Annotated in this window: 13 protein-coding genes; 11 read left to right on the top strand and 2 right to left on the bottom strand. The window is 73.2% G+C overall.

The genetic code is table 11. From position 1 onward, the window contains the following. Positions 1–2 precede the first annotated feature (2 nt). A complete protein-coding gene (locus H4O22_RS05345; RefSeq protein ID WP_182526008.1) occupies positions 3–584 on the bottom strand; it encodes a DUF4245 family protein in 582 nt (193 codons plus the stop codon). Between the two features lie 116 nt (positions 585–700). Between H4O22_RS05345 and H4O22_RS05340 the strand changes: the two genes are divergently transcribed. The 6 genes from H4O22_RS05340 to glpX are packed head-to-tail and all read left to right on the top strand — an operon-like array spanning position 701 to position 6,166. After that, on the top strand, positions 701–2,044 hold the full coding sequence (locus H4O22_RS05340) for an FAD/NAD(P)-binding protein (RefSeq protein ID WP_182526007.1): 1,344 nt from the start codon (positions 701–703) through the stop codon (positions 2,042–2,044). Positions 2,045–2,099: 55 nt separating this feature from the next. Next, positions 2,100–2,498, top strand: a complete 399-nt coding sequence (locus H4O22_RS05335) for a TOBE domain-containing protein (protein WP_182526006.1) — start codon at positions 2,100–2,102, stop codon at positions 2,496–2,498. Then, the gene (gene modA, locus H4O22_RS05330; protein ID WP_182526005.1) at positions 2,495–3,277 is read left to right on the top strand and encodes a molybdate ABC transporter substrate-binding protein; all 783 of its coding nucleotides are present in this window, start codon (positions 2,495–2,497) and stop codon (positions 3,275–3,277) included. The genes H4O22_RS05335 and modA overlap by 4 nt, the downstream gene beginning before the upstream one ends. Then, entirely contained in the window at positions 3,278–4,066 is a 789-nt protein-coding gene (locus tag H4O22_RS05325; RefSeq protein WP_244963118.1) for an ABC transporter permease, read from the top strand. Beyond that, on the top strand, positions 4,063–5,100 hold the full coding sequence (locus H4O22_RS05320; RefSeq protein ID WP_182526004.1) for a sulfate/molybdate ABC transporter ATP-binding protein: 1,038 nt from the start codon (positions 4,063–4,065) through the stop codon (positions 5,098–5,100). The genes H4O22_RS05325 and H4O22_RS05320 overlap by 4 nt, the downstream gene beginning before the upstream one ends. A 43-nt stretch (positions 5,101–5,143) precedes the next feature. Then, positions 5,144–6,166 (top strand): class II fructose-bisphosphatase, encoded by a 1,023-nt coding sequence (gene glpX, locus H4O22_RS05315; protein ID WP_182526003.1) that lies wholly within the window; start codon positions 5,144–5,146, stop codon positions 6,164–6,166. Here the strand turns inward: glpX and H4O22_RS05310 are convergent. Continuing rightward, complete coding sequence (locus H4O22_RS05310) at positions 6,131–6,970, bottom strand: esterase/lipase family protein (RefSeq protein WP_182526002.1); 840 nt, start codon at positions 6,968–6,970, stop codon at positions 6,131–6,133. The two genes, glpX and H4O22_RS05310, sit on opposite strands and share 36 nt — an antisense overlap. Before the next feature lie 94 nt (positions 6,971–7,064). On the opposite strand from H4O22_RS05310, the gene H4O22_RS05305 reads away from it, so the two are divergent. The 5 genes from H4O22_RS05305 to H4O22_RS05285 all read left to right on the top strand — a co-directional run bounded on the left by H4O22_RS05305 (position 7,065) and on the right by H4O22_RS05285 (position 12,448). Next, entirely contained in the window at positions 7,065–7,994 is a 930-nt protein-coding gene (locus H4O22_RS05305; protein ID WP_182526001.1) for an alpha/beta fold hydrolase, read from the top strand. Between the two features lie 145 nt (positions 7,995–8,139). Further along, a complete protein-coding gene (locus H4O22_RS05300; protein ID WP_182526000.1) occupies positions 8,140–9,444 on the top strand; it encodes an extracellular solute-binding protein in 1,305 nt (434 codons plus the stop codon). Beyond that, positions 9,441–10,382 carry a carbohydrate ABC transporter permease gene (locus H4O22_RS05295; RefSeq protein WP_244963117.1) on the top strand — a complete coding sequence of 314 codons (942 nt, stop codon included), beginning with the start codon at positions 9,441–9,443 and terminating at the stop codon, positions 10,380–10,382. Before H4O22_RS05300 ends, H4O22_RS05295 begins: the two co-directional genes overlap by 4 nt. A 7-nt stretch (positions 10,383–10,389) precedes the next feature. Then, a complete protein-coding gene (locus tag H4O22_RS05290; RefSeq protein ID WP_182525999.1) occupies positions 10,390–11,223 on the top strand; it encodes a carbohydrate ABC transporter permease in 834 nt (277 codons plus the stop codon). A gap of 4 nt (positions 11,224–11,227) precedes the next feature. Further along, positions 11,228–12,448: an ABC transporter ATP-binding protein gene (locus H4O22_RS05285; protein WP_182525998.1), complete on the top strand. Its 1,221-nt coding sequence runs from the start codon at positions 11,228–11,230 to the stop codon at positions 12,446–12,448. Positions 12,449–12,471: the final 23 nt, after the last annotated feature.

The following is a 12,471-nucleotide window of genomic DNA, read 5'->3' as shown; positions in this document are numbered from 1 at the left end:
GCTCAGCGCTCGTCGAGGGTGAGCGACTCGATCAGCGTGCGCAGGTCCTCGGCCGGTGCCGATCCGTAGACCAGCAGCGTCTCGTCGCCGACGTCGGTGCGGACCTCCGCGGCGTACGCGTGGTCGCCGCCCTCGTCGGCGTACGCCTCCCAGGTCCGGGCGACCGAGCCGACGCCCTCCAGCGGCTCCTCCTCGGTCGTCTCCTCGTCGACGTGCTCCGCGAGCAGGTCCTCGAGGTCCTCGTCCTGCTGGCGCAGCCCGACGAACCGCCCGTCGTCGGTGAGGATGCCCAGGCCCCACGCCGGGCGCTCGCCGGGCTCGGCCACGACGGTGGTGACCATCCAGCCCTCCGGCAGCTCGCGGGGGTAGACGACCTCGCGGCCCGCGTCCTGCAGCGACTCCACGAGCGGGAGGTACTCCACCGGCTCCGGCTCGATCCGGGGCGTGTCGCGGAAGACCCCGCGGAAGATCACGAACGCCGCGACCGCCAGGAGCAGCACGAGCATCGCCGCGAGGAGCCCTCCGGTGGTGCGCTGGTAGCGGCCCGGACGTCCGGTCTCGCTCTGCTGACCCGACTCGCTCACCGGCCCATCCTCCCAGGCCGCTCCGGCGACCCGACGCCCCACCCGCGGGTCGGCTGGCGCGACGTCCGCTTCCTCTCGTATGGTTACTAACTCAATAGACTTATTGAAGGAGAGCGATGCCGACCGCATCCGAGCCCGTCCCCGTCCGCGTGCTGGTCGTCGGCGGCGGCGCCGGGGGCGTCATCGCCGCCGCCCGCCTGCTGCGCACCGCGACGGTCGACCGCCCCGTCGAGGTCCGCGTCGTCGAGGCCGCGGGACGCGTGGGGCCGGGGCTGGCCTACCGCACCCGGCACCCGCTGCACACGCTGAACAACTACGCGTGCCGGCTCAGCGCCCACGAGGACGACCCGGGCGACCTGGTGCGGTGGTGCCGGGCGCACGGGGTCGACGCGCACGAGTTCTCCTTCCTCCCCCGCGGCGTGTACGGCGACTACCTCAGCGAGGTTCTCGACCGGGTCCGGGTGCCCGCCGGCAGCAGCGTGACCCGACACCTCGGCCGCGTGGTCGACGTCGAGCCCGTCCCGGACGCGGCGTACGGCGAGGCGCCGTTCCTCGTCTCCGTCGACGAGGAGGTCAGCGGCCGGGCGTCGTACGCCGCGGACCGCGTGGTGCTGGCGCTGGGCAACCCCCCGCCCCGGCGGCTCGCGCACCTCGAGACGCTCGGCGAGCGGTACGTCGCGGACCCGTGGGCCGAGGACCTGGTCGAGCGGGTCGGCCCCTCCGACCGGGTGCTGCTGGTCGGCACCGGGCTCACCGCGCTCGACGTCACCGCGCAGCTGCACGCCGCCGACCCCGCCGTCGAGATCGTCGCGGTCTCCCGGCACGGGCTGCTCCCCCAGCCGCACCGCGCCCGGCCGGTCCCGACCGGACCGTGGGTGCCGCCGAGCGGCGGCCTGGCCACCGTGCTGGGCAGCACCCGCGCCGCCGTCGAGGCGGCGGGCGGCGAGTGGCGCGGCGTCCTGGACACCCTGCGCGAGCACGCCAACCGGGTCTGGCGCTCGCTGGACGCCGACGCCCAGCAGCGCTTCGTGCGGCACGTCGCCCGGCACTGGGAGGTGCGCCGGCACCGCAGCGCCCCCGACCTGGCGGCCCGCATCGACGGCCTGGTCGCCGCGGGCGCGCTGCGCCTCGCGTCGCCGCACGAGGTCGAGGCGGCGTCCTTCGACAAGGTGGTCAACTGCACCGGCCCCTCGCCCGTGCACACGCCGGGCTGGAACCCGCTCGTCGACCGGCTCCTCGACCGCGGCCTGCTTCGCCCGCACCCCCTCGGCCTCGGGCTCGACGTCGACGACCTCGGCCAGCCGCTCGGGCGCGACGGCCGGGCCACCCCGGGTCTCCACGTGGTGGGCGCGGCCCGCCGGGGCCGCGACTGGGAGGTCCAGGCCATCCCCGACCTCCGCGGCCAGGCGGTCGCGCTCGCCGACACCGTGCTGGGGGCGGGCGCGACCGCGGCCGCCTGACCGCACCTGCGGAAGCAACGTCGCCACACAGCCGCATCTGCGGCAGGATGGGCGCGTGACGACGTACCGGATCGCGGAGGCGGCCGAGCTCCTCGGCGTCAGCGACGACACCATGCGCCGCTGGGTGGACGCCGGGCGCGTGGCGGCGACGTCCGACGACGGCGGGCGCGCCGTGGTCGAGGGCCGCGACCTCGCCGCCCTGGCCGAGTCGCTGGCCGACCACCCGGACCGCGCGGCGCCCCGCGCCGCCGCCGTCAGCGCGCGCAACCGGCTCACCGGCATCGTCACCCGGGTCCGCAAGGACACCGTGATGGCCCAGGTCGACCTGATCTGCGGGCCCTACCGGATGGTCTCGCTGATGAGCACCGAGGCCGCCGAGGAGCTCGGCCTGGAGCCGGGCGTCCGCGCCATCGCGTCGGTGAAGTCGACCAACGTCGTCGTGGAGCGCCCGTGACCGGCCGACCGACCCGCGCCACGGCGCTCAGCGTCCTGCTCGGCCTGCTGGCCCTGCTCCCCCTCGCCGGCTGCGGCGAAGGCGGAGATGGGGACGGGGAGCGCACCCTCACCGTGTACGCCGCCGCCTCGCTCACCGAGCCGTTCGAGCAGCTGGCCGAGCAGTTCGCGGCCACCCACGACGGGGTCGACGTCGAGCTCTCCCTCGGCGGCTCCGCCGACCTGGTCACCCAGCTCCAGGAGGGCGCCCGCGCCGACGTGCTGGCCACGGCCGACACCGCGACCATGGACCGGCTGGTCGCCGACGGCCTCGCGGCCGGGGAGCCGCGGACGTTCGCGACCAACACGCTGGAGATCGCCGTCCCGGCGGGCAACCCGGCCGGGGTCCGGTCCCTGGAGGACCTCGACGGCGACCGGGGGCTCGACCTCGTCGTCTGCGCGCCCGAGGTGCCGTGCGGCGCCGCGGCCCTCGCCCTGGCCGAGCTCGGCGGCGTCACGCTGGCACCGGTGAGCGAGGAGCAGTCGGTGACCGACGTCCTGGCGAAGGTCGCGGCCGGCGAGGCCGACGCCGGCTTGGTCTACGTCACCGACGTCGCGACCGCCGGGGACGACGTGGAGGGGATCGCCGTCCCGGAGGCCGCGGAGGTGATCAACGACTACCCCGTGGTCGCCCTCGCGGACAGTGACGAGCCGGCGCTGGCGGAGGAGTTCGTCGACCTCGTCCTCGGCGACACCGGCCGGGCCGCGCTCGCCGCGGCCGGCTTCGGCGGGCCGCGCTAGGTGGCGGCGCCACGCCAGGTCGGCGTACCCGCCTGGATCTTCCTGCCTGCCGCGCTCGGCGCCGCCCTGGTGCTGCTCCCCCTGGCCGGGATGCTCTCCCGCGTCGCCTGGGCCGACGTCCCCGCGCTGGTCACCTCGGACTCCGCCCGCACCGCGCTCGGCCTCAGCCTGCGCACCGCGGGGTCCAGCACCCTGCTCTGCCTCCTGCTCGGCGTGCCGATGGCGCTGGTCCTGGCCCGGACGTCGTTCCCCGGCCAGGGGCTGGTGCGCTCCGCCGTCCTGCTGCCGCTGGTGCTGCCGCCGGTCGTCGGCGGCATCGCACTGCTCTACACCTTCGGCCGCCGCGGCCTGCTCGGCGCCGAGCTCGAGGCGCTGGGCGTCCAGGTCGCGTTCTCGACCGTGGCCGTCGTGCTCGCCCAGACCTTCGTCTCCCTGCCGTTCCTCGTCGTCAGCCTCGAGGGGTCGCTGCGCAGCGCCGGGCAGCGCTACGAGGTCGTCGCCGCCACCCTCGGCGCCCGGCCCACGACCGTCCTGCGCCGGGTCACGCTGCCGGTCGTGCTGCCGGGCCTGGTCTCCGGGACGGTCCTCGCCTTCGCCCGGTCGCTCGGCGAGTTCGGCGCCACCGTCACCTTCGCCGGCAGCCTCGAGGGCACCACCCGCACCCTGCCGCTCTACATCTACGGCCTCCGGGCGACCGACCCCGACGCGGCGGTCGCGATGTCGCTGCTGCTGGTGGTCGTGGCCGTGGTGGTGATCGGGCTCGCCCGACCCGGGAGCGCCGCGTCGTGAGCCTGCACCTGGACGCCCGCGTCGCCGGCCGGGGGTACGACGTGGCGCTCGACGTCGCCGCGGGCCAGACCCTCGCCGTCCTGGGTCCCAACGGCGCCGGGAAGTCGACCACGCTCGACCTGGTCGCCGGCCTGCTGCGGCCCGACGACGGACGGGTCGTCCTCGGCGGCCGCGAGCTCACCGGCCGGCACGCGTGGGTCGCGCCGCACGACCGGCGGGTCGCCCTGCTCGCCCAGGACCCGCTGCTCTTCCCCCACCTGGGCGTGCTGGACAACGTCGCCTTCGGCCCGCGCAGCCGCGGCGCCGGCCGGCGGGCGGCCCGCGACACGGCCCGGCGCTGGCTGGACGAGGTCGGGGTGGGCGACCTCGCGGACCGGAGGCCCGGCGAGCTCTCCGGCGGCCAGGGCCAGCGGGTGGCCCTGGCCCGCGCGCTCGCCGCGGAGCCGTCGCTGCTGCTGCTCGACGAGCCGCTCGCGGCCCTCGACGTGGCGGTCGCGCCGGCGCTGCGCCAGACGCTGCGCCGGGTGCTCGAGGGGCGCACGGCGGTCGTGGTCACCCACGACGCCCTGGACGCGCTGCTGCTGGCCGACCGGGTGGTGGTGCTCGACGGCGGGCGGGTCGTCGAGGACGGCCCCGCCGCCGAGGTCCTGTCCCGCCCGCGGAGCGCCTTCGCGGCCCGGGTCGCCGGGCTGGACATGGTGCGCGGCACCTGGGCCGGCGGCGTCCGGGCGCCGTCCGGGCACGTCGTGCACGGGATCGTGACCGGTCCCGCCCCGCAGCCCGGCGACCCCGTGGTCGCGGTCTTCCGCCCGGCCGCGGTCTCGGTGTTCCGTGAGGCCCCGGGCGGCAGCCCCCGCAACGCGTTCCGCGTCGTCGTCACGGACCTCGAGCCGCGCGGCGACCAGGTGCGGGTCCGGGCGGGCGACCTGGCGGCCGACGTCACGGCGTACGCCGTCGCCGAGCTCGGCCTGGCCCCGGGGTCCCCGGTGACCTTCAGCGTCAAGGCCAGCGAGGTCGCCGTCTACGGCACCTGATCGGTGGCCGGGTGCCCACGCGACCGACGATAGGGTGCCGACCATGACGGACCCCGAGAGCATGAGCGCCGCCCCCGCGTCCCCCGACCGCAACCTCGCACTGGAGCTGGTCCGGGTCACCGAGGCGGCCGCCATGGCCGCCGGCCGCTGGGTCGGGCGTGGCGACAAGAACGGCGCCGACGGCGTCGCCGTCAACGCGATGCGCGTGATGATCTCGACGATCGGCATGCGCGGCACCGTCGTCATCGGCGAGGGCGAGAAGGACAACGCCCCGATGCTCTACAACGGCGAGGAGGTCGGCGACGGCACCGGCCCCGAGTGCGACGTGGCGGTCGACCCGATCGACGGCACCACGCTGACCGCCAAGGGGATGAGCAACGCGGTCTCGGTGCTGGCGGTCTCCCCGCGCGGCTCGATGTACGACCCGTCCGCGGTCTTCTACATGGACAAGCTCGCCACCGGCCCGGAGGCCGCCGACGCCGTCGACATCCGCTTCCCGGTCGCCGAGAACATCCACCAGGTCGCCAAGGCCAAGGGCGGCAAGGCCGAGGACGTCACCGTCGTGCTCCTCGACCGGCCCCGGCACCAGCAGCTGGTCGACGACATCCGGGCCACCGGGGCGCGGATCAGGTTCCTCGTCGACGGCGACGTCGCGGGCGCGATCTCCGCCGCCCGGCCCGAGAGCGGCGTCGACCTGCTCCTGGGGGTCGGCGGCACCCCCGAGGCGATCATCACCGCGTGCGCGATGAAGTGCATGGGCGGCGTGATCCAGGGTCAGCTCTGGCCGCAGGACGACGAGGAGCGGCAGCGGGCGCTGGACGCCGGCCACGACCTGGACCCCGACTTCGTGCTCGGCACCGACGACCTGGTGACCGGCGACGACTGCTTCTTCGTCGCCACCGGCATCACCGACGGCGACCTGATGCGCGGCGTCCGGTACGCCGCGGGCGGGGCCACGACCCACTCGCTGGTGATGCGCTCGCGCAGCGGCACGATCCGCTCGATCACCTCCGAGCACCGCCTGCAGAAGCTACGCGCTTACTCCGCGATCGACTTCGAGCACTGAGGACGCCGTCGAGGTCGGCGCCAGCACCGCGGCGACGTGGTCGACGACCCGGGGGTCCACCGCCATGCCGATGTGGCTGGCGGTGACCTCGATCGCGGCCGCGGTCGGGTCGACGCAGGCCCGCCAGTCGACGATCCCGTCGCGCTTGCTGTAGATCGCCGTGAAGGCGACGTCGGCGGGGACCGGCTGCCGGCTCTCGTCGAAGCTCTGGCGCGCGCAGGCGCCGCCGACGCAGTCCTCGGACATCAGGCCGGGCAGCCCGGCCCGGCTGAGCCGGACGAGCATCTCCACGCTCGCCGTCAGCGCGCCGTGGTGGGCGCCCGGCGCGAGCATCGGGCTGCCCATCGTGACGATGCCCGAGACCAGGTCCGGCCGGCGTACGGCGATGCCGCGGGCCAGCATGCCGCCGAGGCTGTGCCCCACGAGCTGGACGCGGCTGCCGCGCCGGATGGCGATCGACTCCAGGCGCGTCTCGAGCTGGGCGGCGGCGTCGAGCGTGCAGCCGACGTTGGCGCGGATCTGGGAGCGGTAGGTGCGGAAGCCCCGCTGCCGCAGCACCGCCGCCATGAAGGCCAGCGAGTTGTCGCCGGCGAGGAAGCCCGGGACCAGCAGGACGGGGTCGGCGGTGCGGTCCAGCGCCCGCGCGGCGTACGGCGTGGCCCGGCGCACGCGGCGGTCCGCCACCCGCCGCAGGACGTGCCGGCCGGCCTCGCCGACCAGGCTGGCCTCGCGGAGGACGGCCGCCACCCCGGGTCGGGCGAAGCCGTCCGGGAGGAGGAAGGACGCCAAGGTGGGCTGGCTCACATGCCGACCGTACGGCGCCAGAGGCCGAAACCCTAGGAAATCCAGCCTTTCGGGTCATTTCGTCCACCCCGCGGGTTAGGGAACACTCTTGTCCATGACCAGCACGCGCTCCGCGCACGAGTCCGCCACTCCCGTCGCGCAGTCCGGCGAGCTCTTCGCCCCGGTCTCGAGCGGGGTCGAGCTCTGCTACCAGACCTTCGGCGACCCCGACGCCGACCCGCTGCTGCTGGTGATGGGCCTGGGCGGCCCGATGACCTGGTGGGACCCGGACCTCTGCCGGCTGCTGGCCGAGCGCGGTTTCTTCGTGATCCGCTACGACAACCGCGACACCGGCCGATCCTCGCGGGTCGGCGGGCGGGTCAGCCGCACCACGCTGGTGCGGGCGTTCCTCGGGGCGCCCGTGCGGGCGCCGTACGACATCTCCGACATGGCCCGGGACGCCACCGGCCTCCTCGACCACCTCGGCATCGACTCCGCGCACGTCGTGGGCGTCTCGATGGGCGGCATGATCGCGCAGACGCTGGCGATCGAGGAGCCGTCCCGGGTCCGGTCGCTGACCAGCATCATGTCCACGACCGGCAAGCGCACCGTCGGCTGGCAGAACCCCTCGCTGTTCCCGGCGCTGATCGGGGGCCGCGGCCCCTCGCGGGAGGCGTACGTCAAGGCCAGCGCCGCGATGTGGCGGATGATCGGCTCCCCGGCGTACCCCCAGCCGGCGGAGGAGACCCGGGCCCGCGCCGAGGAGACCTACGACCGCGGCGTCAGCGCGTCCGGCGTGCTGCGCCAGATGCTGGCGATCCTCACCCAGCCCAACCGCGGCGCGCGGCTGCGGAGCGTCAAGGTCCCCACCCTCGTGATCCACGGGCTCGCCGACAAGATGGTGCACGTCTCGGGGGGCCGCGCCACCGCAGCGGCGGTCCCGGGCGCGGAGCTGCTGCTGGTCGACGGCATGGGCCACGACATGCCGCCGGCGCTGTTCGAGACCTTCACGGCGGCGATCCGCAGGAACGCCGACCGCGCCTGACCGGGCGCTCCTCCCGCCGCCGCGCCCTCCCCGTGACGGGAGCGTGACGCGGAACGTTTCCTGCCGATCGCCTTCGGGCAGTGGACAAACCACTCGGCGAGGGACTAGACGTGTGACCCAGGCCACGCAATCCGGGAGGGGCCAGATGAGCAGAACGTCCGCACGACCAGCACGCCGCGCAAGGGCACGTCGGCGGGTCGCGCTCGCCGCCGCCGCCGTCCTGGGAGGCACCCTGCTCGCCGCGTGCAGCGAGGAGGGGAAGCCGGTCCTGACCTGGTACATCAACCCCGACGGCGTCGAGGTCCTCGACGTGATCGCGGAGCGGTGCAGCACCGACCGGTACGACATCGAGACCGAGCTGCTGCCCACCGGCGCGACCGACCAGCGGATCCAGCTCGCGCGTCGCCTCGCCGCCGAGGACGACACCACCGACCTGATGAACCTCGACCCGGTCTTCGTGCCGGAGTTCGCCAACGCCGGGTGGCTGGAGGAGATGCCCGACGACGTCGTCACCGAGGACACGCTCGACGGCATCGCCGAGACCGTGCGCTGGGACGACCGCATCTACGCGATCCCGCTCTGGGCCAACACCCAGGTGCTCTGGTACCGCAAGTCGCTGGCCAAGGAGGCCGGGCTGGACATGAGCCGGCCGGTCACCTGGGACCAGGTCATCGACGCCGCCTCCTCGGTCCCCGGCGCCACGGTCGGCGTCCAGGCCAACAAGTACGAGGCGTACGTCGTGTGGATCAATGCGCTCGTCCAGGGCGCGGGCGGCGAGATCATCTCCGACGCCGAGGCCGGCAAGGACGCCTCGGTCGACATCGACTCCGAGGCCGGCCGTGCCGCGGCGGCGGTGATCGAGAAGCTCGCGAAGTCCCGCGCCGCGCAGAGCGACCTCAGCGTCTCCAACGAGGGCACCAGCCTCCCCGCGATGTTCGCGGGGCCGGGTGAGTTCATGACCAACTGGACCTTCGTCTACAAGAACTACGCCCCCTCCCCCGAGAACGGCATCACCGAGGAGCAGTACGAGGACCTCGGCTGGGCCCGCTACCCCCGGACGGTCCCGGACATGGAGTCCCGGCCCCCGGTCGGCGGCATCGACGTCGGGGTGGGCGCGTTCAGCAAGCACCGCGACTTCGCCGTCGAGGCCGCGCAGTGCATCACCGACACCGACTCCCAGGTGGCTCTCGCCGTCGACGCCGGGCTGATGCCGGCGACCGCGACGGCGTACGAGGCACCGGAGCTCGCCGAGGCCTACCCGCCCGACCTGCTCGAGCTGTTCCGGGAGAGCGTCGACTCGGGCGGTCCCCGCCCCAAGAGCGCCTACTACGCCACGATCTCAAGCGCGATCCAGAGCGTGTGGCACTCCCCCGACTCGGTCGATGAGTCGACACCGAAGGAGTCCGCGGACTTCCTCGCCGAGGTCCTGGAAGGGAAGGCCCTGCTGTGAGCAGCACCTACGTCGCCACCCCGGAGGTCGACGCCGGGAAGACCCCGCCCGCCGGTAGCGACCGGTCGCGCGCCGAGGGACGGTTGGCCGCCAAGCTCGTCGCCCCCGCAGTGATCGTGATGCTCGTGGTCACCGCGTTCCCGATCCTGCGGGCGCTGTGGCTCTCCTTCTACAGCTACTCCCTCACCGCACCCGACGACCGCGAGTTCGTCGGCCTGAGCAACTACATCACCGCGCTGACCGACAGCCTGTTCTGGCGCGACATCGGCGTCACCGTGCTCTACATGCTGGTGACCGTCGCGATCGAGCTGGTCATCGGCTTCATCTTCGCGATGGTCATGCACCGGGTGATCTTCGCCCGGGGCGTGATCCGGACCTCGATCCTGATCCCCTACGGCATCATCACCGTCGTCTCCGGCTTCGCCTGGCAGTTCGCCTTCACCTACCAGAACGGCTTCGTCAACGGCTGGCTCCCGTTCATCGACGAGCAGTTCAACTGGTTCGGCGACACCACGCCCGCGGTCATCGCGATCATGGTCTCCGAGATCTGGAAGACCACGCCCTTCATGTCCCTGCTGCTCCTCGCCGGGCTCGCCCAGGTGTCGGAGGACATGATCGAGGCGGCGAAGGTCGACGGGGCCACCTGGTGGCAGCGGCTGTGGAAGGTGATCCTCCCGAACATGCGGGCCGCGATCATGGTGGCGGTGCTCTTCCGCGCACTGGACGCCTACCGGATCTTCGACAACATCTACGTGATGACCGCCGGTGCCGTCGGCACGGAGTCGATCTCGTTCCTCACCTACCGGCAGACCATCGAGCAGTTCCAGCTCGGCATGGGCTCCGCGCTCGCCGTGCTGCTGTTCCTCTCGGTGCTGCTGGTGGCGTTCTTGATCGTCAAGCTTTTCCGTGTCGACCTGGCCCAGGCCCGAGGGGAGTGAACGTCGGATGAAGCAGAAGATTGGTCTCGTCCTCGGCGTGGCGCTGGTGATGCTCTGGTGCCTGCTGCCGATCGCCTGGATCCTGTCCCTGTCCTTCAAGAGCCAGGACGCCGTCTCCAACGGCACCGACCCCGGCTTCCTCCCGCTCGACTCGTTCACCGGGTGGGACAACTACACCGCGGTCTGGGACGACGAGCAGTTCCGCCGCTCGATCCTGAACTCGCTCGGCATCAGCCTGATCGCCACCCTGCTCTCGGTGATCCTCGCGACGCTCGCGGCGTACGCCATCGCCCGGCTGGAGTTCCGGGGCAAGAAGTTCGTGCTCACCGTGGCCCTGGCGATCGCGATGTTCCCGGTGGTCTCGCTGGTCAGCCCGCTGTTCGACCTGTGGCGCACGATCGGCCTCTACGACACCTGGCCCGGGCTGATCATCCCGTACATGTCCTTCACGCTGCCGCTGGCGATCTGGACGCTCTCCGCCTTCTTCCGCGAGATCCCGTGGGAGATGGAGCAGGCGGCCCAGGTCGACGGCGCGACGTCGTGGCAGGCCTTCCGGAAGGTGATCGTCCCGCTCGCGGCACCCGGGGTGTTCACCGCGGCGATCCTGACGTTCTTCTTCGCCTGGAACGACTTCGTCTTCGGCATCACCCTGACCTCGACCGAGAACGCCCGACCGATCCCGGCGGCGCTGTCGTTCTTCGTGGGTCCGGACCCGTTCCAGCGGCCGGCCGGCCTGCTCGCCGCAGCCGCCGTCATCGCGACGATCCCCATCGTCGTCATCGTCCTGCTCTTCCAGCGCAAGATCGTCGCCGGACTCACCTCCGGCGCGGTGAAGGGATAACGCCATGGCCGCCATCACCCTCAAGCACATCGTCAAGAAGTACGGCGACGGCTTCCCGGCCGTCAACGACGTCTCCATCGACATCGCCGACGGGGAGTTCGTGATCCTCGTCGGGCCGTCCGGCTGCGGGAAGTCCACGCTGCTGCGGATGATCGTCGGGCTCGAGGACATCACCTCGGGCGACATGATCATCGGCGACCGCAAGGTCAACGACCTCGCTCCCCGCGACCGCAACCTGGCGATGGTCTTCCAGAACTACGCGCTCTACCCGCACCTGACCGTCTACGAGAACATCGCGTTCCCGCTGCGCCTCGCCGGGGCGTCCGACGAGGAGGTCGACAAGAAGGTCCGCGCCGCCTCGGCCACCCTCGAGCTCGACGAGCACCTCGACCGGAAGCCCGGCAACCTCTCCGGTGGCCAGCGCCAGCGCGTCGCCATGGGTCGCGCGATCGTCCGCGAGGCCGACGCCTTCCTCTTCGACGAGCCGCTCTCGAACCTCGACGCGAAGCTGCGCGGGCAGATGCGCACCGAGATCTCGCGGCTGCAGAAGAAGCTCGGCATCACCACCGTCTACGTCACCCACGACCAGACCGAGGCGATGACGCTGGGCGACCGGGTGGCGGTGCTCAAGCGCGGGATCCTGCAGCAGCTCGCCAGCCCCCGCGAGCTCTACGAGAACCCCGGCAACCTGTTCGTCGCGGGCTTCATCGGGTCCCCGCCGATGAACTTCCTCCCCGCCGAGGTCGACGGGACGACGGTGAAGCTGCCCTTCGGCAGCGTCCAGATCCCCGCCGACCGTGCCGAGCGGGCCGCGGGCAAGGGACTGCTCATCGCGGGCATCCGCCCCGAGCACTTCGAGGACGCCTCGCTGCGGGAGGACGCCTCGGGCTCGACGTTCCGGGCCCCCGTGGACGTGGTGGAGTGGCTCGGCAACGAGACCTACGCCTACATCCCCTTCGAGGCCCCGCCCCAGGTGGAGGAGCAGCTGCGCCAGCTCGAGCGCGACCTCGACGGCGAGTCGCTGCGTACCCAGCTGGTCGTCGCGCTCGACGGCACCAGCCGGATCCGCGAGGGCGAGGAGGCCGAGATCTGGGTGGACGCGGCCAAGATGCACCTCTTCGACCCGTCCACCGGCGAGAACCTCACCATCGACCACGAGCACGCCGGCGAGGTCCCCGGGGCGGCGATGGCGGCCGCCGCGGAGCAGCCCGCCGCTGCCGGCTGACCCTCGCGGGTCAGTCGACGACG

The organism is Nocardioides dongkuii, assembly GCF_014127485.1.
Lineage (GTDB): Bacteria > Actinomycetota > Actinomycetes > Propionibacteriales > Nocardioidaceae > Nocardioides > Nocardioides dongkuii.
Note: the sequence above shows the minus strand (reverse complement) of the source record. Positions and strands in the feature narration are given on the sequence as shown.